The 19,575-nt window shown below is 63.2% G+C and carries 20 protein-coding genes; 9 read left to right on the top strand and 11 right to left on the bottom strand.

Annotation, left to right across the window (positions count from 1 at the left end):
- Positions 1-40: 40 nt before the first annotated feature.
- Complete coding sequence (locus Q6A48_RS14570; protein WP_304554812.1) at positions 41-340, bottom strand: chaperone modulator CbpM; 300 nt, start codon at positions 338-340, stop codon at positions 41-43.
- Between the two features lie 53 nt (positions 341-393).
- Positions 394-1,332, bottom strand: coding sequence for a DnaJ C-terminal domain-containing protein (locus Q6A48_RS14565; protein WP_304554811.1), 939 nt, complete (start codon positions 1,330-1,332; stop codon positions 394-396).
- 295 nt (positions 1,333-1,627) lie between these two features.
- Between Q6A48_RS14565 and Q6A48_RS14560 the strand changes: the two genes are divergently transcribed.
- On the top strand, positions 1,628-2,902 hold the full coding sequence (locus tag Q6A48_RS14560; RefSeq protein WP_304554810.1) for an Hsp70 family protein: 1,275 nt from the start codon (positions 1,628-1,630) through the stop codon (positions 2,900-2,902).
- Positions 2,903-3,035: 133 nt separating this feature from the next.
- Here Q6A48_RS14560 and Q6A48_RS14555 read toward each other — a convergent pair whose 3' ends face one another.
- From Q6A48_RS14555 to Q6A48_RS14545, 3 genes are all read right to left on the bottom strand, one after another.
- Complete coding sequence (locus tag Q6A48_RS14555) at positions 3,036-4,049, bottom strand: AI-2E family transporter (protein ID WP_304554809.1); 1,014 nt, start codon at positions 4,047-4,049, stop codon at positions 3,036-3,038.
- Positions 4,050-4,267: 218 nt separating this feature from the next.
- Positions 4,268-4,549 carry a PsiF family protein gene (locus Q6A48_RS14550; protein ID WP_304554808.1) on the bottom strand — a complete coding sequence of 94 codons (282 nt, stop codon included), beginning with the start codon at positions 4,547-4,549 and terminating at the stop codon, positions 4,268-4,270.
- 225 nt (positions 4,550-4,774) lie between these two features.
- Positions 4,775-5,665 (bottom strand): esterase/lipase family protein, encoded by an 891-nt coding sequence (locus Q6A48_RS14545; RefSeq protein ID WP_304554807.1) that lies wholly within the window; start codon positions 5,663-5,665, stop codon positions 4,775-4,777.
- A 189-nt stretch (positions 5,666-5,854) separates the two neighbouring features.
- Between Q6A48_RS14545 and Q6A48_RS14540 the strand changes: the two genes are divergently transcribed.
- Entirely contained in the window at positions 5,855-6,385 is a 531-nt protein-coding gene (locus Q6A48_RS14540; RefSeq protein WP_304554806.1) for a ferritin-like domain-containing protein, read from the top strand.
- 130 nt (positions 6,386-6,515) lie between these two features.
- On the opposite strand, the gene Q6A48_RS14535 is transcribed toward Q6A48_RS14540, so the two are convergent.
- Entirely contained in the window at positions 6,516-8,591 is a 2,076-nt protein-coding gene (locus tag Q6A48_RS14535; RefSeq protein WP_304554805.1) for an AsmA family protein, read from the bottom strand.
- Between the two features lie 386 nt (positions 8,592-8,977).
- On the opposite strand from Q6A48_RS14535, the gene Q6A48_RS14530 reads away from it, so the two are divergent.
- The 7 genes from Q6A48_RS14530 to Q6A48_RS14500 all read left to right on the top strand — a co-directional run bounded on the left by Q6A48_RS14530 (position 8,978) and on the right by Q6A48_RS14500 (position 14,120).
- Positions 8,978-9,328, top strand: coding sequence for a hypothetical protein (locus tag Q6A48_RS14530; protein WP_304554804.1), 351 nt, complete (start codon positions 8,978-8,980; stop codon positions 9,326-9,328).
- Between the two features lie 155 nt (positions 9,329-9,483).
- Positions 9,484-10,116, top strand: coding sequence for a TetR family transcriptional regulator (locus Q6A48_RS14525; RefSeq protein WP_304554823.1), 633 nt, complete (start codon positions 9,484-9,486; stop codon positions 10,114-10,116).
- A 301-nt stretch (positions 10,117-10,417) separates the two neighbouring features.
- On the top strand, positions 10,418-10,918 hold the full coding sequence (gene ureE / locus Q6A48_RS14520) for an urease accessory protein UreE (protein ID WP_304554803.1): 501 nt from the start codon (positions 10,418-10,420) through the stop codon (positions 10,916-10,918).
- Positions 10,915-11,589 (top strand): urease accessory protein UreF, encoded by a 675-nt coding sequence (locus Q6A48_RS14515; protein WP_304554802.1) that lies wholly within the window; start codon positions 10,915-10,917, stop codon positions 11,587-11,589. Before ureE ends, Q6A48_RS14515 begins: the two co-directional genes overlap by 4 nt.
- A gap of 9 nt (positions 11,590-11,598) precedes the next feature.
- Positions 11,599-12,213, top strand: coding sequence for an urease accessory protein UreG (gene ureG, locus Q6A48_RS14510; RefSeq protein WP_304554801.1), 615 nt, complete (start codon positions 11,599-11,601; stop codon positions 12,211-12,213).
- A 31-nt stretch (positions 12,214-12,244) separates the two neighbouring features.
- On the top strand, positions 12,245-12,817 hold the full coding sequence (locus tag Q6A48_RS14505; protein WP_304554800.1) for a HupE/UreJ family protein: 573 nt from the start codon (positions 12,245-12,247) through the stop codon (positions 12,815-12,817).
- A 169-nt stretch (positions 12,818-12,986) separates the two neighbouring features.
- Positions 12,987-14,120 carry an AGE family epimerase/isomerase gene (locus tag Q6A48_RS14500; RefSeq protein ID WP_304554799.1) on the top strand — a complete coding sequence of 378 codons (1,134 nt, stop codon included), beginning with the start codon at positions 12,987-12,989 and terminating at the stop codon, positions 14,118-14,120.
- A 25-nt stretch (positions 14,121-14,145) separates the two neighbouring features.
- Here Q6A48_RS14500 and Q6A48_RS14495 read toward each other — a convergent pair whose 3' ends face one another.
- The 5 genes from Q6A48_RS14495 to Q6A48_RS14475 form a co-directional block, all read right to left on the bottom strand.
- Entirely contained in the window at positions 14,146-14,910 is a 765-nt protein-coding gene (locus Q6A48_RS14495) for an SDR family oxidoreductase (RefSeq protein WP_304554798.1), read from the bottom strand.
- An 844-nt stretch (positions 14,911-15,754) separates the two neighbouring features.
- Positions 15,755-16,471, bottom strand: a complete 717-nt coding sequence (locus Q6A48_RS14490) for an ABC transporter ATP-binding protein (RefSeq protein WP_018606262.1) — start codon at positions 16,469-16,471, stop codon at positions 15,755-15,757.
- Positions 16,468-17,340 (bottom strand): ABC transporter ATP-binding protein, encoded by an 873-nt coding sequence (locus tag Q6A48_RS14485; protein ID WP_304554795.1) that lies wholly within the window; start codon positions 17,338-17,340, stop codon positions 16,468-16,470. The genes Q6A48_RS14490 and Q6A48_RS14485 overlap by 4 nt, the downstream gene beginning before the upstream one ends.
- Positions 17,337-18,617, bottom strand: a complete 1,281-nt coding sequence (gene livM, locus Q6A48_RS14480) for a high-affinity branched-chain amino acid ABC transporter permease LivM (RefSeq protein WP_304554794.1) — start codon at positions 18,615-18,617, stop codon at positions 17,337-17,339. The genes Q6A48_RS14485 and livM overlap by 4 nt, the downstream gene beginning before the upstream one ends.
- A gap of 2 nt (positions 18,618-18,619) precedes the next feature.
- Complete coding sequence (locus Q6A48_RS14475; RefSeq protein ID WP_304554793.1) at positions 18,620-19,534, bottom strand: ABC transporter permease subunit; 915 nt, start codon at positions 19,532-19,534, stop codon at positions 18,620-18,622.
- Positions 19,535-19,575 lie beyond the last annotated feature (41 nt).

The following is a 19,575-nucleotide window of genomic DNA, read 5'->3' as shown; positions in this document are numbered from 1 at the left end:
GGTGAATGCGGTAACTATCTATGGCCTATGGCGCTGGCTGTCACTCCACCAACCGTCCCAACCGCTGCTTGAGCATGCGGTTTTCGCTGCGCAGTTGCTGCACCTCTTCCAGCAGGTCGAGCGCCAGGGCGACGCCTTCCCATTCCAGCTCCAGCTCGCGGCGCAATTTGGCCGCGCGGCGAGCCAGGACCAACTCGTAGTCGGTGAACCGCCAGTCCGTCGGCGCCGAACCGTGGGGTTCGAGGATGCCATGCTCGACGATCTCGATCACATGGACATCGGCCAACGCCGCGGCTTCGCAGAATTCCAGCAGGTTCAGTTCAATGATCGGGTTGTTCATGTTCTGCTTCTCCCAATACTTTCACTGTCGAGTCTAGTGGCCTGTGTGGCAGGTCAGAAATTCTCCCGCGGGTCGAACGCGGCCTTCTTCGCCAATTCCGCCCACAGCGCCTTGACCGATTCGTCGCTGGCCTTGGGCATCACGGCCTTGAGCTGCACGAACAGGTAGCCGCGCTCGCCGGCCTTGTTGCGCAGGCCGTGGCCCTTGGCGCGCATGCGCTGGCCATTCTGGCTGCCGGCCGGGACCTTGAGGTTGATCTTGCCGGTGAGGGTCGGGACCGCCACTTCCGTGCCCAGCGCCAGCTCCCACGGCGCCAGGGGCAAGGTGATGATCAGGTCCTGGCCCTCGACGTCGAACTTGGGATGCGGGGCGAAGCGAATGGTCAGGTACAAGTCGCCATTGGCGCCGCCACCGATGCCCGGTGCGCCCTGGCCCTTGAGGCGGATGCGTTCGCCGTCGGTCACCCCCAGCGGGATCTTCACGTTCAGGCTCTTGCTGGTGTTGCTCACGTGCTGGCCGGCCGCGTTGTATTGCGGCACCTGGAAACTGACTTTCTTCGAGTCGCTCGACAGGGTTTCTTCCAGGAAGATCGGTAATTCCATTTCCACGTCTTGCCCTCGACGGCCGGCGCTGCGACCTGATTGTCCGCCACCGAACCCTGAACCGCGATTGCCGAAGATCGAACTGAAGAAGTCCGAGAAGTCCCCGCTGTCCTGGCCACCGAAACCGCCACGGCTCTGCCAGCCCGGCGGGCCCTGGAACGGCTGGCCGTGCTGGCCATAGCGGCGCAGGTCGTCGTATTCGGCGCGCTTGTCGGCGCTCTTCAGCGCTTCATAGGCTTCGGAAACGTCCTTGAACTTGGTTTCGGCGTCCTTTTCCTTGCTCACATCCGGGTGGTACTTGCGCGCCAATTTGCGATAGGCGGCCTTGATCGTGGCGTCGTCCGCCGTCGGCTCCACACCCAGGATCTTGTAATAGTCTTTGAAGTCCATCTAAGCATCACCATCCGTTATCGATGTCGCACCGCCACGCACAGCCTGCCCGAATGAGCGGACAACGGTTTGACCGATCTCAAGATTGGGACCGGGCGGCGCATCAGAAGTTTATCGGCAGCCGGCGGCGGTTCTTGTACGCGCCCTGTGGCTACCAGGCCCATGCCAGCAAGTTTGGGGGTCATCGTCGGTCTTTCAAGGCCGGCGTCGGCAAATTAGCGGATAGCCGGCCTTCGAATCCGGGCCGCACTGGCATACACTGCGCGGCCGTTTTTTTAGCCGGAACCGCAAAGACATGAAAAACGCATCCCCAGCCCGTGCCTGCGGCATCGACTTCGGCACGTCCAACTCCACCGTCGGCTGGCTGCGCCCCGGCATGGAAACGTTGATCGCGCTGGAGGACGACAAGATCACCCTGCCGTCGGTGGTCTTTTTCAATCTCGAGGAACGCCGGCCGGTGTATGGCCGACTGGCCCTGCACGAGTACCTGGAAGGCTACGAAGGCCGGCTGATGCGCTCGCTCAAGAGCCTGCTGGGTTCCAAGCTGATTAAGCACGACACCAGCGTGCTGGGCACGGCGATGCCGTTCAAGGACCTGCTGGGGCTGTTCATCGGCCAGCTGAAGCAGCGCGCCGAAACCGCCGCCGGTCGGGCATTCGAAGAAGTGGTGCTGGGTCGCCCGGTGTTTTTCGTCGATGACGATGAACTGGCCGACCAGGACGCCGAGAACACCTTGGCGGACGTCGCCCGCGCCATCGGCTTCAAGGAAGTGTCGTTCCAGTACGAGCCCATCGCGGCCGCCTTCGATTATGAATCGACCATCACGAAGGAAGAGTTGGTGCTGATCGTCGACATCGGCGGCGGGACCTCGGACTTCTCCCTGGTGCGCCTGTCACCCCAGCGGCGCGCCCACGACAACCGCCACGACGACATCCTCGCCACCGGCGGCGTGCACATCGGCGGGACCGACTTCGACAAGCAATTGAGCCTGCAAGGCCTGATGCCGCTGTTCGGCTACGGCAGCCGGATGAAAAGCGGCGCCTACATGCCCACCAGCCACCACATGAACCTGGCGACCTGGCACACCATCAACGCGGTGTATGCGCAAAAATCCACCCTGGCCCTGAACAGCATGCGCTACGACATCGAGGACACCGGCGGCATCGACCGCCTGTTCAAGTTGATCGAACAGCGCGCCGGGCACTGGCTGGCCATGGAAGTCGAAGAAACCAAGATCCAGCTGACCCACACCGACCAGCGCCATGTGGCCCTGGACCGGATCGAGCCGGGCCTGAGCGTGGACCTGAGCCGGGCGCTGTTCGAATCGGCCATCGACGGCCTGCTGGAACGGGTGCGCGAAAGCGTCACGCAATTGCTCGGCGCGGCCAACGTCGGCGTCGACCAGGTCGATACGGTGTTCTTCACCGGCGGCTCCAGCGGCATCCCGGCGCTGCGCAACAGCGTCTCGGCGATGCTGCCCCGGGCCAAGCACGTCGAAGGCAACATCTTCGGCAGCATTGGCAGCGGCTTGGCGATCGAGGCGATGAAGCGCTACGGCACGCAGGACTGACCTGACACCGAGGCGCCTGTATCGCGAGCAAGCTCGCTCCCACAGCTGGCCGGGTTTCTTCAGAAGGAATGCGGTTGACTGTGGGAGCGAGCTTGCTCGCGATGGCGTCAGATCAGAAGCCACATCCACCGGATCAAACCATCCCCACCTGCTTCAACTCGCTCTTGAGATAGGCATAGTAGATCGGCCCCGCCACCACCCCCGGCAGGCCGAACGCGGCTTCGAACACCAGCATCGCCATGAGCAGTTCCCAGGACTTGGCGCTGATCTGGCCGCCCACGATCCGGGCGTTGAGGAAGTATTCGAGCTTGTGGATCACGATCAGGTAGCCCAGCGCCGCCACCGCGACCCAGATCGACAGCGACAGGCCGACGATGGTGATCAGGGTGTTGGACATCAGGTTGCCGATGACCGGCAGCAACCCCAGCAGGAACGTCATCACGATCAGGGTCTTGGTCAGCGGCAGCTTGATGCCGAACAACGGCAGCACCACCGCCAGGAAGATCCCGGTGAAGAAGGTGTTGAGCAGGGAAATCTTGATCTGGGCGAAGACGATGTTGCGAAACGCCTTGACCAGCAGGTTCAGGCGATCGAACAACGCGGCCGCCAGGGGCTTGCGCTTGGTCAGGTCGGGGATGCGCTGCAAGGCGACGATGGCCCCCAGCACCATGCCGATCAACAGCGTCACGAACATGTGGGCCGCGTCCTTGCCCACCAGTTGCAGTTCGCTCAGGTGCTTGCTCATCCAGGCGCCAATCGCCACCCGGAACTCGGCGGCGCTGGCCGGCAGGTAGGCGTCGATGAACGGCGGCAACTGCCCGCGGGCGCGGTCGACCACTGCCATGAACTTGTCCAGGGAGGCGCCCGGGTTTTCCGCTTCATGGAGCAGGAAACTGATGGCCCCGGCGAAGATCAACGTCAGCACGCTGACCACCAGCGTGCCCAGCAGCGCCACCGCCAGCCAGCGGGCCCGCCGGCCCTCGATCAGTCGTTGCAACTGCGGGGTGAGCATGTTCACCAACTCGAACACCAGCAAGCCGGCCAGCAGGCTCGGCAACAGGCGCAGCGGCAGCACCAGCAACAACCCACCGAAGATGATCACCCAACTGATCACCAACAACACATGACGCTGAGAAAACGTTGGCATACAGCCTCAAAGCAAAACGGCGTGAAAGGATCGGCAGTCTGCCAGCCTTCCGCCGACAGCACTAGGCATTGTATCGGCCGATCCGGGTCGCAATTCAGCGGTTTTTTTGCAGCTTTCGCCGTCCCCATCGCGAGCGATGCGCGCTCCCACAGTCGATCAGCGTTGCCAATCCCTCGTGGGAGCGAGCCTGCTCGCGACAAGGCCCATGGATTCAACGCCTATTTCTTCTTCAGGCATTCACTCATGAACGCCTTGCGGGCATCGCCCTTCAGGGCCTGGGTCGTGGCCGTGGCGTTGCAGGTTTTCATGCGTTGCTGCGGGGTGCTCGAATCGGCCTTCAGGCAGCTGCTCATGAAGGCCTTGCGCTCATCGCCCTTGAGCGCCTTGGCGGTGGCGTCGGCGTTGCAGGTGGTCATCCGGGTCTGCTGCGCCGTCGCGGCGAAGCCCTGGGAACACAGCAGCAAACCGATCATCAACAGAGGGACACGCAGCATCTTCATGACGTCTTCTCCTGAATGCCGCACGGGCGTGACGGCGATGAATCCAGTGTAGACAACCCAGGCGACTAGTGGCCTGTACGGTTAATTCGGGTACTCAAATTCGAGTGCCAGGGTTTGCCACGCAAGGCGCCATGACGAGTCGTAGCCAGCTACGGCGAGGAATGGCAACGCAGCGAGGCAAATTCTGGCGCCGAAGTTGAGTGCACGAATTAGCCACACAGGCCACTAGACGCCCGCCGCTTTCAAGCGCTCGGCATGCTCGACGAACAGGCGGATCGGCTCGGCGCCCTTGCCCACCAGCCCCAGCGATTGGTTGACGATGTCGAAGTGATCCAGCGGATAGTCATCGCGGATCACCGTGCCCAGGTGCGAACTGTAGCGCCCGACCATGCCATCGCATTGGCCCGCCTCGCGCACGAAGGTGCGGGCGAACAGGCGACAGCTGCGATGGGTGCCATCGAACAGGTTGCGGCCCCTGTCGGTCTTGCCCGGCTGCAAGGTCCCGGACCACGAGTAATAACGCACCCCATCGACTTCCTCCGGCCCGTGCCCGCCCCAGGTGGACGGCAGCCCCTGGGGATAAAGCTGGTTGAACCGCGCCACGCCCGCCGTCGTCAGGGAGTCATGGGAAGCCTGGATATCCACCGGCAGCCGAGGCCCGTGGTAGGCGGTGTCCAGCACGCTCATCAGGGCATTGACCAGCCTCAGCAAGGCGCTGAGCAAATGCCCCTTGGCGCTGTCGGCGGGGTAGTGGCGCTGCAGGTAATCGGCCAGCTCCGAGCCATGGTTGGGGCCCGCCACCGAGGTGACCGACGCCACCAGGTCCGGGCGCTTCGCGGCGGCATAGCGGGCCGTGAGGCTGCCCTGGCTGTGGCCGATCAGGTTGACCTTCTGCGCACCGGTCTGGCGCAGGATCTCGTCGATTCGCGCCAACAATTGCTCACCCCGCACCTGCGACGAATGCAGCGGCGACACCTTCACCGCCACCACCACGGCGCCTTCGCGACGCAACGCCGACACGATCCCATACCAATACGGATACAGCACCAGCCGGATGAACCCGAGCATGCCCGGGACCAGAACCAACGGGTAGCGCGTGGCACAGCGTTGCGACATGGGGGACATCCTTGTGGTCAGAGAGGGAGGACAAGGCCAGCTTAGGCGTCCTTCATGACGCCTCACCTTCATTGTAGGCGCTGGCACATTTCATAAAACTTTTGCGTCGCTCATCACTCCCAACCTTGTAAGCGATCACGCCCCGAGAGCGTGACGCTCCCCGACCGGATCAGCCTCCAGGAGAATGAGATGAGCGACATGCACTTATCCGATGTAACCACCCTGCGCGAACGTGCGCGACAGAACGTGCAGAACGGCGCCGTGACCGAGGGCTACAGCGCCGATCGACAAGAAGTCATCCGCCTGCTCAACGAAGCGCTGGCCACCGAACTGGTGTGCGTGCTGCGCTACAAGCGCCACTACTACATGGCCACCGGCCTCAAGGCGAGCCTGGCGGCCAGTGAGTTCCTCGAACACGCGAACCAGGAAGCCGAGCACGCCGACAAGCTGGCCGAGCGCATCGTGCAGCTGGGCGGCGAGCCGGAATTCAACCCCGACCTGTTGAGCCGCAACTCCCATGCCCAGTACGTCGCGGGCAACACCCTCAAGGAGATGGTCTACGAGGACCTGGTGGCCGAGCGTATCGCCATCGACAGCTACCGGGAAATCATCCAGTACATCGGCGAAAAAGACCCCACCACCCGGCGCATCTTCGAAGACATCCTGGCCCAGGAAGAAGAACACGCCGACGACATGGCCGACATTCTGGCCGATCTGTAATACACCTGAGGGCCCCTTCGCGAGCAAGCCCGCTCCCACACTTGAACCGCATTCTTTCTGAAAGAACTCGGTCAACTGTGGGAGCGGGCTTGCTCGCGAAAGGGCCCTAAGCCTCACAGCAATCTGTCTGCTAGCGCGTCGGCTTGACCGTCACCGGCGCCTTGCCCGCCTTCATCTGTTCCAGCAACGGCGCACACTGGTTCGGCTCGCCACCGCTGGGCGCCACCAGCGCCAGCAAACCGGCCGCCGGTGCGGCGATCACCCCCAGCGCCACCATGCCGGCGCCGCGCAACATCAGCGGCACCGCCTTGACGCCGGCGGAGGGCTTGGCAAAAGGGCCGCGCACATACAGCGGCGAGCGCAGGGAAATCAGGCGCCAGCCCTTGGATTCCGGCGAAATGGTCAGGTCCAGTTGTTCGGTGGCCATGTTCGCCGTGCCGTCGATGTAGATGATCGCGTTCTCGGTGTCGAACACGAACAGGCGGCTGGTCGCCAGGCCCGTCTTGATGTCGAAGTCGGCCGCCGCGCAATTGATCTTCACTTCCTTGTCGCCAAAGATTTTCCCCACCACGTAATTGCCGACGTTCAGCCCCGCCAGCTCCATCAGTTCCCGGCTGATGGCGCCATCGTTGATGAGCATTTTCAGCGTGCCGTTGGCGGTGCCCAGCAACGCCGCCACCGAATTGCCGCGCCCGCTGATATCGGCGTCGCCGTTCAGTTCGCCGAAGCTGGTCTTCATCGGCTCGAAGCCAGGAAACAATTGCTTGAGCTTGAAGCCTCGCGCGGTCAGCTTCGCCTGGCCTTCGAGCGGTTGGGTGTGGCCATTGAGGCGGATCTGGGCATCGAGCCGGCCACCAGCCACGCCAAAACGCAGGGGCTCCAGGCTCAACTGTCCATCAGTGAGCACCAGGTGGGTGTAGAGGTCGGTGAACGGCAATTGCGCGCTGTGGACAATGCGTTTGCCGGTGAACTCCACGTCGGCGTCCATTGCGCTCCAGCGCTCGGTGCGAAACGTTTCCACCGGCAAGACCTTGTCGGCCGGCTGTTTGCTGGCGCCGCCCCGGGCCTTTTGCTCGGCGTTGGAATCGGCGCCGATCAGCGGCGCCAGGTCGCTGAACAGCAGTTGGTTGGACACCAGCGCGCCGCTGAGCTTGGGCCGCGGCTGGCTGGCGACATAGGCGAGGTTGCCGTGGATGTCACTGTCACCGATCTTGCCGTTGAAATCCTCATAGCGAAACAGCGCCCCGCCCGGCTCATGGAGCTTGGCGACCAGGCGGCCGTCGGTGGCGTAGGGCGGCGAATCCGGCAGGGTCACGCCGGTCAGCGGATAGAGATGGGCGAGGCTCGTGCCGGACAGCTTCAAATGCAGGTCGAGGGCCCCCAGGTTCATCGGGTCGGTCAGCGTACCGGCCAGTTCGACGCGGGTGTCGGCGATCCTGGCCTGGGCCTGTAACGGGAAAGGCCGCGAGGCATCCTGCAACGCCAGCAGGCCACCGACCTTGCCCGAACCGTTGAGCGCCTGCCCGTGGTATTGGCCGTCGACCTTGAAGGCAAACGCGTAGTCCTGTGGCGCCGCCCCTTGCTCCTGGGCTTTTCTGGCGGCCTTGTCACCGACGATATCGCTGAACGCGATGGGCTTGCCCAACGGATCGATCAACAGGTCGAGCCGGGTCTTGAGCGTCTGGTCGTCGAGGCTGACGTGGCCCTTGTCGAAACCGATGGCGCCGATGTCCACCACCCAGCTGGATGGCTCGGCGTCCGGGTCTTTCGGGTCGAACTGGAATGTCCAGTTGGCGCGCCCATCGGCCAAGCGTTGCAGGCTGGCGTTGGGTTCAGTCAGGTCGATACGCGGGATGGCCACCCGCCGGCCCAGCAGGGCCAGGGGCGAAATCCGCAATTCGACACGCTTGAGCGTGGCCATCTGCGGGGTTTTCGACCAATCCGGGTTACCCAGGCTCAAGTCCTCGGCCACCACATGAGGCCAAGGCAGCCAGGCCCGCCAGCCCCCCTCCTCCAATTCGCGCCGCCAGACCACCGCCAGGTTACCGTTGATGGCGAAGGGTCGATGCAATTCCTCGGACACCTTGGCGTTGAGCGTGGGCTTGATGCGGTTCCAGTCGAAGAACACGATCACCAGCACCAACACGGCCAGCAGGACTACAAGGCTGGCAAAGCTCCAGGCGAGGATTTTCGAGGTGCGCGTCATGCACGAGGCTCCTGATACAAGTCGGCGTCCAGACGGCGGCGCCGGGAAAAAGGCGAGCCTGTTAACCGGCTCGTTATGAAAGGTCAGACTGGCAAAGCGGCCAACAGGTTTAACACCGTGGCCGCCGCCGGCCTAAAAAAATCTCGAATTGCTGACCGATCCGTCAGCAAACTGTTACCGCACCCGCACGTTCGTGACGCAGCAATGGGTACAAAATACCCACTGCGGTGCAAAACCGCACCTTGGAAACGCCCGTCCTAGAGCCCTCGCCCAGAACAATCAATTCCGTTGATTATTACCATTGCGTTTATGAACTTTTATATCGACTTATCGAGAGTAGCATTGCCCTCGTACCCACTTTATCGCCCTCCCAAGGAGCACTGATCATGAAACGCCAATTACTGATGAGCCTGTCCCTTTCCCTGCTGGCCTCGACTGCCTTCGCACTGCCAGCCTCCGAACAGGCCACCCCGCAAGTCAAGGACAGCCACTCCGTCTACAGCCAGACCGTTGCCGAAGGTGGCCGTGATCGCCTGGAAGAAAAAGGTCTGGTAGAAGGTGGTGGTGACCGGACGACGCAAGGCGCAAGCCTCGCTGAAAGCGGTGGTGACCGCACCCCGCAACAACAACGACGCGAAGGCCTGGCAGCCGACGGCTCCGACCGCACCCCACTGGGTGAAGCGCTGGCAGCCGACGGTGGTGACCGTGTGATCGAACGCAACGGCACTGTGAGCTAAGCCCATGGCGGCCTTGAAAAAAGCCCGATTCCTGCAATCGGGCTTTTGACTTTCCAGCCCCGCGTTTCCCCGCTTGATCCCCTTCTACCGTTCGACGTCGACAAAGCCGATTTGCTAGAGTGCGTCGCTCCCATGACTCGGAAGTCAGTCCTGCGATGCTGCCCCGCGCCGAACAGAAACAACAGACCCGAATAGCCCTGATGGACGCGGCCCGCCATTTGATGGAGTGCGGCCGGGGATTCGGCAGCCTGAGCCTGCGGGAAGTCGCCAGGACGGCGGGCATTGTCCCCACCGGGTTCTACCGGCACTTCGACGACATGGACCAGCTCGGCCTGGCACTGGTCAGCGAAGTCGGCCAGACCTTCCGCGAAACCATCCGCCTGGTGCGCCACAACGAATTCGTCATGGGCGGCATTATCGATGCGTCGGTGCGCATCTTCCTCGACGTGGTGCAGGCCAATCGCTCGCAATTCCTGTTCCTCGCCCGCGAGCAGTACGGCGGCTCCCTGCCGGTGCGCCAGGCCATTGCGCGACTGCGCGAAGGCATCAGTTCCGACCTGGCCGCCGACCTGGCCTTGATGCCCAAGCTGCAGCACCTGGACCTGGCGGCGTTGAGCGTCATGGCTGACCTGATCGTCAAGAGTGTGTTCGCTACGCTGCCCGACATCATCGATCCGCCGGCCCAGGCCTTGCCTGCGCACCTGACGCCCCAGGCGAAAATTACCCAGCAATTGCGGTTCATTTTCATCGGGCTCAAGCATTGGCAGGGCTTGGGCAGCACGGAGTAGCGTGCAGATAAAATTCCGCGAGCCGCATGCCCCTTGTGGGAGGGAGCCCGCTCGCGAAGACGCCCCACCACCCATCCCCCTGATGCACCGTTTTTCGCGCGGCATCGCGTTTGCTGACCACTCATCAACACCGCCAAGCCACAAAATGGTGCACCACCCCACCTTCACGCACCAACTCGAAACAAAACACCTCCCCCCACAAGAAACTTCGCACCGTTTTCGACGGCCATTTCCTACACCCACTTCGATTGGCAAGCCCCTTGCTCTAAACACAGCATTGCCCATTGCTGGAAGCCTTCCGATGTTGGTGATTCATCGCAGGATCGACCCTCAACCCCGCTGGGACGCCGAGCTGCACCTGACCTATGACGCCCGCAGCAAGAGTCGCCTGCGCTGTTTCAGTGCCGAGGGCGAGGACGTGGGACTGTTTCTGGAGCGTGGCCAGCCGCCGTTGTACGACGGTGAATACCTGCAGGCCGAGGACGGACGGGTCGTGCGCGTGTGTGCCCGGGACGAGCAGTTGCTCCACGTGACCTGCGCCAATGCCTTCGAATTGACCCGCGCCGCTTATCACCTGGGCAATCGGCATGTCGCCCTGCAAGTGGGCGATGGCTGGTTGCGTTTGCTGGACGATTACGTGCTCAAGGCGATGCTCGAACAACTGGGGGCCCGCGCCGAAGCCATCGAAGCGCCGTTCCAGCCGGAACATGGCGCCTATGGCGGCGGCCATCACCATTCCCGGCACGGCGAGGAAGCGTTCAATTATGCGCCGCGCCTGCATCAGTTCGGCGTGCGCACATGAACCCGGCCTGGGCGCTGTTGCGCCTGGCCAGCCCACAATTGCCCATCGGCGGCTACAGCTATTCCCAGGGCCTGGAGATGGCGGTGGAGAACGGCCAGGTCAACGATACCGACACCGCGCGGCGCTGGATCGCCGACCAGTTGCTGCTCAACCTCGCCCGCTTCGAAGCGCCGTTGCTGCTGGCCCACTGCACGGCGGCGGCCGGCGACGATTGGGCGGCCTTGCGGGGCAACGGCGAACGACACCGCGCCAGTCGCGAAACCCGCGAGCTGTATCAAGAGAGCCGGCAGATGGGCTACTCGTTGCGACAACTGCTCAACGGTTTGCCGGAACTCGATAACGCCGCCCGGGGCTTTCTCGACACCACCCCCGAACCGCACCTGGCCCTGTGCTGGGCCCTCGCTGCCCGCGCCTGGCAGATCACGCCCCAGGATGCGCTCGCCGCGTGGCTGTGGAGCTGGCTGGAGAACCAGCTGGCGGTGCTGATGAAAACCCTGCCGCTGGGCCAGCAGGCCGCCCAGCGCCTGACCAGCGAGCTGCTGCCGTTGCTGCAGCAGGCCCAGCGCACCGCTTCAAGCATCGACCCCGACCACCCTGGCAGCGCCGCGTTCGGCCTGTCCCTGGCGTGCATGGCCCATGAGCGCCAGTACAGCCGCCTGTTCCGTTCCTAGGAGAGACCCATGAACACACAACCCCTGCGCGTCGGTATCGGCGGCCCGGTGGGCTCCGGCAAGACCGCCCTGACCCTCGCCCTGTGCCTGGCGCTGCGCGAGCGCTACAACCTGGCGGTGGTCACCAACGACATCTATACCCGCGAAGACGCCGATTTCCTGGTGCGCAACGAAGCCCTGGCGCCGGAGCGGATCATCGGCGTGGAAACCGGCGGCTGCCCACACACGGCGATTCGCGAAGACGCGTCGATCAACCTGGAGGCCGTGGACCAATTGAACCGGCGCTTTCCGGGCCTGGACCTGATCCTGGTGGAGTCCGGCGGCGATAACCTCTCGGCGACCTTCAGCCCTGAGCTGTCGGACCTGACCCTCTATGTGATCGACGTTTCGGCCGGGGACAAACTGCCGCGCAAGGGCGGGCCGGGCATCTGCAAATCCGACCTGCTGGTGATCAACAAGATCGACCTGGCGCCGCTGGTGGGGGCGTCCCTGGAGATGATGGACAGCGACACCCGGCGGATGCGCAACGGCAACCCCTTCGTGTTCAGCAACCAGAAAACCGGCCAGGGCCTGGACGAAATCATCGCTTTCATCGAACGCCAAGGCCTGCTGACCAGTGCCTGATTTTTCGACATTTCAACAAGGAAGCCGCCCCATGACACTCAAACGCATCCTCGCCGCCTTCACCCTGCTGCTGGCGCCGACCCTGGCCTTCGCCCACCCCGGCCACGGCGACAATGGACTGATCGCCGGCCTCGGCCACCCCATCGGCGGGCTCGACCATCTGCTGGCGATGCTCGCGGTCGGCTTGTGGGCGGCCCAGCAACAGGGCGCCGCACGCTGGGCCCTGCCCTGCACTTTCGTCGGGGCCATGCTGGCCGGCGGCTTGCTGGGCTTCGAAGGTTTCGGCCTGCCGGCCCTGGAAGGGGGCATCGCCGCCTCGGTCCTGGCCCTCGGGCTGGCGGTGGCCCTGGCGGTGCGTCCGCCCCTGAGCCTGGCGATGGCGGCGACGGCGCTGTTTGCGCTGTTCCATGGCGTGGCCCATGGCTTGGAATTGCCGGACATGTCGAGCCCGTGGGCCTATGCGGCGGGCTTCGTCGCGGCGACGGCGGCGTTGCACGGTCTGGGGTTTGCCCTGGTGCGGGTGTTGCCGCGAGCGGCAGCGCCATGGGTTCGATTGGCCGGGGCAGCTTCGGCCGCGGCTGGGGTTTGGTTGCTGGCGGGCTGACTTATTAGCGCCTGCCGGGCCGCCATCGCGAGCAGGCTCGCTCCCACAACCTGTACAGCGTGGGAGCGAGCCTGCTCGCGATGACAGACTTGCAGGCGCTCGCTATCTGAAGCCGATCACTCTGCTACCATGTCGCGCAATCACCCCCCTGCCGTGACGACGCTCGCCAATGCCTGATGCTTCCCGCCCCGCTCCCCCGCCTGAATTGATCGCCCTGTTCGCCACGGTGCGCCGGCATTTTCACCAGGTGATCGTGCCGATGTGGCAAGGACCGGGCTGGAACGCCGCGCTGGCGCTGCCTTATGAATCCCTGGACGCCGACCATGCGCCGCTGCCGCCCCAGCGCTATCGCGCCATGGCTTGTGCACGGCAGCTGTATGTGTTCGCCAGCCTGATTGGCGAAGTCCCCCAGGCCGAGGAACGGGCCAGTGCATTGTTTCGCTCGCTGCAGCGGCATTTCCACGATGCCGAACACGGGGGCTGGTTCTACAGCATCGACCCGCAAGGGGCACCGCTGGACACCGGCAAGGACCTCTACACCCACGCCTTCATCCTGTTCGCCTGCGCCCACTACTGGGACAAGGTGCGCGAGCCGTTGGTGGAGTCGGTGCTCAATGCCGCCCTGGAAGTCATCGCCCGACGCTTCGCCACCGGCGACGGCCTCTACGAAGCCAGCCTCCAGCGCGATTGGTCGACCCAGGCATCGGGCCCGTTGCAAAACCCGTTGATGCACCTGGCCGAAGCCTTTCTCGCCACCCTCGCGGTTCGAGAAGACGCCCACGTCCAGCGAGCGCTGGTGAGCCTGTGCGATGGGATGCTCAAGCGTTTCATCGAGCCGACGCTGGGGGTGATGATGGAGAAACCGCTCAAGGCTGTGGATAACTGGTTCGAGCCGGGACACCAGTTCGAGTGGTATTTCCTGCTGGCGTCCTCGCCCCTGTTGCGCGATGGCGCGTTGCATGCCGCGTTGTCCCGAAGCTTTGGCTATACCGAGCAACAGGGCGTGAACCCGCAGTCCGGCGCGGTGTGCGCCATGCTCGCGCTGGCGCCCCACGCCACCGTGCGCGAAGCCACCCAGCGCATCTGGGCCCAGGCCGAGTACCTGCGCGCGCTGACCCAGCGTCCAGCCAGCCAGGAAGCCTTGCTGCGCCAGCTACAGGCCCTGCAACAGCACTTCCTGCATGTCGGGGGCTGGAACGAATGCCTGGACGCCCATGGCGTCGTCAGCCGCCGCGACATGCCCTCGACCACGCCGTATCACCTGCTGACCTGCTACCGCGGGTTGGCCGACTACCTGGCGTAAGCCCCACCGCCCAACCCGCCAGCGATCAAGCCTTGTTGCGCTCGATGGCGAACCCGGCCCAGGTCTGGCTCACCGGCATCAGCTCCAGGCTGTTGATGTTGATATGCGCCGGTGTGTTGAGCACCCAGTAGATCGTCTCGGCGATGTCTTCTGGCTGGATCGGCTCGGCGCCGGCGTAGGTCGCGTCATAGCGGGCCTGGTCACCGCCGAAGCGCACCAGCGAGAACTCGCTTTCGCACAGGCCCGGCTCGATATTGCTCACCCGCACGCCCGTGCCTTGCAGGTCGCAACGCAGGTTCAGGGAGAATTGTTTGACGAACGCCTTGCTCGCGCCATACACGTGGCTGCCCGGGTACGGGTAGTTGCCAGCGATGGAGCCCAGGTTGATGATCCCGGCGCCGCGGCCATGGGCGATCAGGCGCGGCAGCAACAGGCGCGTGCTGTAGAGCAGCCCCTTGACGTTGGTGTCGACCATGGTGTCCCAGTCATCGAGGTCGCACTTGGGGGCCGGATCGACGCCCAGGGCCAGGCCGGCGTTGTTGATCAGCCCACGCAACGTGGCGAAGGACGGTGGCAGGTTGGCGATGGCGTCTTCCATGGCCTTGCGGTCGCGCACGTCGAGCACCAGGCCGTGGACTTCGGTCTGCTTCGACAGCTCGGCGCAGAGGGCATTGAGGCGTTCTTCACGACGACCGGTCAGCACCAGTTTCCAGCCGGCCTCGGCGAAACGACGGGCGCAGGCTTCACCAAAACCGGACGTCGCGCCGGTGATAAACAGGGTGTTGGACATCGTGTTCTCCTTGCTTGGGCTTGAACCGCTCATTGAAATGAAAATCGGCCCACAGCATGCCCGGCCCGGCAGGGCCGGGGCAAGGCTTGTGAAAAGAGGATGCTCGCCCGTGATTGCTCATAAAACAACCAATCAACGCCAAGCCTTGCCCAACAAGGCCTGCAGCCGGTTGCGCGCACCTTATCCACAGGCACGTCCACAATAACCGGGGGCAACTGCAAAAGCGCCAGGCCGCTGTGCACAAGGCTTCGCGAGGTGTTTGGAATTTTTTTTCGCTTGACCCCGCAACGAAGGTTGTGCAGTTCGGGATCTCTGCTATAAGCCACCGCCCCACGAGGCGATGGCGCCAAGCCAGCAACCACGGCCTTCAGCGCGGTCTTTCCAGAGTTTAGTCACAGAGTTATCCACAGGCTTGCCCACACACTTTCACGCCTCAGGCCGAGCAGATAAAAATGTTGACAACCGCCGTCACCGCTCGCCTGAAAACCCCTGATCAAAAATCGATCACTGCCCTGCAGGCCACGGAATAAAAGGCTTGCAGCCAGCTACTCCCACGTTACCCACAGCCGGTTCCACAGCAAACGGGGACAAGTCAAAACTGTGACAAAACAACTGTTTGCGGCGACTTTATGTCGCGGTTTCGCAGGGGTCCGGGATTGTTGTCCACAATTCGGGCAGAGGCCGAAATCCCCTGTGGGAGCTGGCTTGCCCGCGAAGACGGGGTGTCAGTCGACTTCAATGAGTCTGATACACCGCTTTCGCGGGCAGGCCCGCTCCCACAGGGATCCGTGGCGGTAATAAAAAACCGGCGATCGCTCGCCGGTTTTTTATTACCGCAATCGCCTCAATGCCCGCCCAGGTACGCGTTGCGCACCTCTTCGTTGGCCAGCAGTTCCTTGCCGGTGCCGGTCAGGCGGATTTCGCCGTTGACCATCACGTAGGCCCGGTCCGACAGCCTGAGGGCGTGGTTGGCGTTCTGTTCCACCAGGAAGATGGTCATCCCCGTGGATGCCAGTTCCCGCAGAGTGGCGAAGATCTGCTTCACCACGATCGGCGCCAGCCCCAGGCTCGGCTCGTCGAGCAGCAACAACTTGGGCCGGCTCATCAATGCCCGGGCGATGGCGAGCATCTGCTGCTCGCCGCCGGACATGGTCATGGCCCGCTGGTTGCGCCGCTCCTTGAGCCGCGGGAACAGCTCGAACATGCGCTGCATGTCTTCGCTGGCATATTTGTCCCCGATGGGAATGGTGCCCATCAGCAGGTTTTCCTCGACGGTCATGTCGGGGAACACCCGCCGCCCTTCCGGCGACTGCGCAATGCCGTTGGAGGCGATGTAGTGGGACGATTTGTGGGTGATGTCCACGCCCTGGTAGATGATTTGCCCGCCGGCCGCACGCGGCTGGCCGAAGATCGACATCAGCAGCGTGGACTTGCCGGCACCGTTGGAGCCGATCAGGCTCACCGTCTCGCCTTCGCCAATGTGCATCGAGACTTTCTTCAGGGCCTGGATCGGCCCGTAGAACACGTCCAGCTCCTTGAGTTCGAGGATAGGTCCACTCATGCCAGTTCCTCTTCATCGGCGCCCAGGTAGGCCGCGATCACCTTCGGATCGTTGCGAATCGCCTCCGGACCGCCCTCGGCGATCACGTTGCCGTGGTCCAGCACCACGATGTGGTCGGAAATGCTCATTACCATGCCCATGTCGTGTTCGATCAGCACCACGGTCAGATCGTGCTCGTCGCGCAGCAGCCGGATCATCGTGCTCAGCGCTTCGGTTTCCTGGGGGTTGAGGCCGGCAGCCGGTTCGTCGAGGCAGATGACCTGCGGACGGGTGCACATGGCCCGGGCAATTTCCAGGCGCCGTTGCTGGCCGTAGGAAAGCTCACCCGCCAGGCGGTTGGCGCAATCCACCAGGTCCACCACTTCCAGCCAGTAGAAGGCATGGTCCAGGGCATCGCTTTCGGCCTTGCGGTAGCCCTTGGTGTTGAGGATGCCGGCCAACAAGTTGCGGTTGACCCACATGTGCTGGGCCACCAGCAGGTTTTCCAGCACCGACATTTCCTTGAACAGGCGAATGTTCTGGAAGGTACGGGCCAGGCCGGCGCGGTTCACCAGGTGGGTCCCGCCGAACATCTTGTAGTACAGCCGGCTGGCGAAGGAAGTCGGCGACACGAAATCGGTGGGCCGGAAGGCCTCGCCCAACAGCTTGATGACGTTGGTCCGTTCGCCCCGCACGTTGAGTTCGATCTTGCCGCCCGAGGCCTTGTAGAAACCGGTCAGGCAGTTGAACACCGTGGTCTTGCCCGCACCGTTGGGGCCGATCAGGGCGAAGATCGAATTGCGCTTGACCTGCAGGCTGACGTCACTGAGGGCCTTGATGCCACCGAATTGCATCATCAGGTTTTCAACGCTAAGCACTACGTCGCTCATGGCGCTACTCCTTTACGCGGCGTCACCCCGGTACGGCTGATACGGATCAGGCCGCGTGGGCGCCAGATCATCATCAACACCATCAACACGCCGAACAGCAGCACGCGGTACTCGGAGAAGCTGCGCAACAACTCCGGTGTAATGGTCAAGACGAAGGCGGCGATCACCACCCCCACCGTCGAGCCCATGCCGCCCAACACCACGATGGCCAAGATCAACGCCGACTCGAAGAAGGTGAACGACGCCGGATTGACGAAGCCCTGGTAGCTGGCGAAGAACACCCCGGCCAGGCCCGCCGTGGACGCGCCAATGGTGAAGGCCGAGAGCTTGACCAGCACATGGTTCAGGCCCATGGAGCGGCAGGCGATCTCGTCTTCGCGCAGGGCTTCCCAGGCACGCCCGACCGGCATGCGGGTCAGGCGGTGCTTGATGTAGAGCACCAGCAGCACGACGATGAACAGCACGATGTAGATGAACAAAAACTTCAGGTTCGGGTTGTAATCGATGCCGAAGAACTCATGGAAGGGGACACCGCCGTCCTTCGCCCTTCGCCCGAATTCCAGGCCGAAGATCGTCGGCGACGGCACTGGCATGCCATTCGGCCCGCCCGTGAACGACAGCCAGTTGTTGAGCACCAGCCGGATGATTTCCCCGAAGCCCAGGGTCACGATCGCCAGGTAGTCACCGTGCATTCGCAGCACGGGGAAACCCAATATGCAGCCGGCCATCGCCGCCGTGATCGCCGCCAGGGGCAGCACCGTCCAGAAACCCAGGCCCAGGTACTGGTAGCCCAACGCCAGGCCATAGGCGCCGATCGCATAGAACGCCACATAACCCAGGTCGAGCAGCCCCGCCAGGCCGACCACGATGTTCAGGCCCAGGCCGAGCAACACGTAGATCAGCCCGAGGATGACCACCGTGAGCACGTATTTGTTGGCGAAGAACGGGAACACGATGGCTATCACGATCAGCGCCGGGATGATCCAGCGCAGGCGCGACTTGTAGTCCGGTGGCAGGACGTGCACCCCGGCGCCGGGGCTTTCGAAACCCTGGAGCACTTTCAGGCCCCGGGGCGTTTGCAAGAACAGGCTCAAGGCAAAGCGCCCGATCATCACGATCGCCACCAGCCAGCCGACGCGGGCCGGTTGCAGGTTGAAGCTGTAGCCGTCGAGCACCACGCCGACAATCGGCCCGAACACGATCAGCGAGATCAGCCCGGCCAGGATCGCGTCGATGACGCTCTGTTTGATATCAATCGGTTTATTGGCAGCAGACATACTTACACCTTCGCCACGAGTGGGCGACCCAACAGGCCTTGGGGACGGAAAATCAGAATCAGCACCAGCAGCGAGAAACTGAACACGTCTTTGTAGTCGGAGTTGATCAGACCGGAGAACAGCGACTCGGAGATCCCGAGGATGATGCCGCCGAGCATGGCCCCGGGCAGGGAGCCAATGCCGCCGAGAACTGCCGCGGTGAACGCCTTGATGCCGATGATGAAGCCGGCATAGAAGTCGAACGTGCCGTAGTTCATGGTGATCAGCACGCCGGCCAGGGCCGCCATGGCCGCACCGATGATGAACACGTAGGAAATCACCCGGTCGGTGTTGATCCCCAGGATCGAGGCCATCTTGCGGTCTTGCTGGGTGGCACGGCACATGCGTCCCAGCTTGGTGTACTTGATGATGTAGGTCAGCAGGCCCATCCCGGCAAACGCCGCCACCAGGATGAAGATCTTGGTGTAGGTCAGTTGCACGAAACCACTGCCGATGTCGACGCGCATGGCGCCTTCGAGCAGCGTTGGCACGCCCTGTTGGCGGGCGCCCTGGCTGATCTGGGCATAGTTCTGCAGGATCAGCGAGATGCCGATGGCACTGATCAACGGTGCCAGGCGGGTGGAGTTGCGCAGGGGCTTGTAGGCGACGCGTTCGATGACCCAGCCGTAGACCCCGGTGACCACGACGGTGAACACCAGGGTGCCGAGGATCATAAGCGGGAAGGATTCAATACCGAAGTAAGCCAGCAGAGCCAGACTGATTGCCGCGAGGTAAGCGGAAATCATGTAAACCTCGCCGTGGGCGAAGTTGATCATGCCGATGATGCCGTAGACCATTGTGTAGCCGATGGCGATCAGACCATAGACCGACCCGAGGGTCAGGCCGTTGATCAGTTGCTGCAGGAAAATACCATCCATAACGCGATCTCACGCAGTGAGACAGCACATCCCCGGAGACG

It is taken from the genome of Pseudomonas citrullilanati, assembly GCF_030580855.1.
In the GTDB taxonomy this organism is placed as follows: Bacteria; Pseudomonadota; Gammaproteobacteria; order Pseudomonadales; family Pseudomonadaceae; genus Aquipseudomonas; species Aquipseudomonas citrulli.
Note: the sequence above shows the minus strand (reverse complement) of the source record. Positions and strands in the feature narration are given on the sequence as shown.

What these genes read in the sequence shown, in the direction of transcription:
- Q6A48_RS14535 (WP_304554805.1), bottom strand. Translation starts at nt 8,591, where the DNA reads ATGACGCGCACCTCGAAAATCCTCGCCTGGAGCTTTGCCAGCCTTGTA.
- Q6A48_RS14515 (WP_304554802.1), top strand. Translation starts at nt 10,915, where the DNA reads ATGAACCCGGCCTGGGCGCTGTTGCGCCTGGCCAGCCCACAATTGCCC.
- Q6A48_RS14525 (WP_304554823.1), top strand. Translation starts at nt 9,484, where the DNA reads ATGCTGCCCCGCGCCGAACAGAAACAACAGACCCGAATAGCCCTGATG.
- Q6A48_RS14500 (WP_304554799.1), top strand. Translation starts at nt 12,987, where the DNA reads ATGCCTGATGCTTCCCGCCCCGCTCCCCCGCCTGAATTGATCGCCCTG.
- Q6A48_RS14550 (WP_304554808.1), bottom strand. Translation starts at nt 4,549, where the DNA reads ATGAAGATGCTGCGTGTCCCTCTGTTGATGATCGGTTTGCTGCTGTGT.
- Q6A48_RS14565 (WP_304554811.1), bottom strand. Translation starts at nt 1,332, where the DNA reads ATGGACTTCAAAGACTATTACAAGATCCTGGGTGTGGAGCCGACGGCG.
- Q6A48_RS14490 (WP_018606262.1), bottom strand. Translation starts at nt 16,471, where the DNA reads ATGAGTGGACCTATCCTCGAACTCAAGGAGCTGGACGTGTTCTACGGG.
- Q6A48_RS14495 (WP_304554798.1), bottom strand. Translation starts at nt 14,910, where the DNA reads ATGTCCAACACCCTGTTTATCACCGGCGCGACGTCCGGTTTTGGTGAA.
- livM (WP_304554794.1), bottom strand. Translation starts at nt 18,617, where the DNA reads ATGTCTGCTGCCAATAAACCGATTGATATCAAACAGAGCGTCATCGAC.
- Q6A48_RS14530 (WP_304554804.1), top strand. Translation starts at nt 8,978, where the DNA reads ATGAAACGCCAATTACTGATGAGCCTGTCCCTTTCCCTGCTGGCCTCG.
- Q6A48_RS14475 (WP_304554793.1), bottom strand. Translation starts at nt 19,534, where the DNA reads ATGGATGGTATTTTCCTGCAGCAACTGATCAACGGCCTGACCCTCGGG.
- Q6A48_RS14560 (WP_304554810.1), top strand. Translation starts at nt 1,628, where the DNA reads ATGAAAAACGCATCCCCAGCCCGTGCCTGCGGCATCGACTTCGGCACG.
- Q6A48_RS14545 (WP_304554807.1), bottom strand. Translation starts at nt 5,665, where the DNA reads ATGTCGCAACGCTGTGCCACGCGCTACCCGTTGGTTCTGGTCCCGGGC.
- ureG (WP_304554801.1), top strand. Translation starts at nt 11,599, where the DNA reads ATGAACACACAACCCCTGCGCGTCGGTATCGGCGGCCCGGTGGGCTCC.
- ureE (WP_304554803.1), top strand. Translation starts at nt 10,418, where the DNA reads ATGTTGGTGATTCATCGCAGGATCGACCCTCAACCCCGCTGGGACGCC.
- Q6A48_RS14555 (WP_304554809.1), bottom strand. Translation starts at nt 4,049, where the DNA reads ATGCCAACGTTTTCTCAGCGTCATGTGTTGTTGGTGATCAGTTGGGTG.
- Q6A48_RS14540 (WP_304554806.1), top strand. Translation starts at nt 5,855, where the DNA reads ATGAGCGACATGCACTTATCCGATGTAACCACCCTGCGCGAACGTGCG.
- Q6A48_RS14505 (WP_304554800.1), top strand. Translation starts at nt 12,245, where the DNA reads ATGACACTCAAACGCATCCTCGCCGCCTTCACCCTGCTGCTGGCGCCG.
- Q6A48_RS14485 (WP_304554795.1), bottom strand. Translation starts at nt 17,340, where the DNA reads ATGAGCGACGTAGTGCTTAGCGTTGAAAACCTGATGATGCAATTCGGT.
- Q6A48_RS14570 (WP_304554812.1), bottom strand. Translation starts at nt 340, where the DNA reads ATGAACAACCCGATCATTGAACTGAACCTGCTGGAATTCTGCGAAGCC.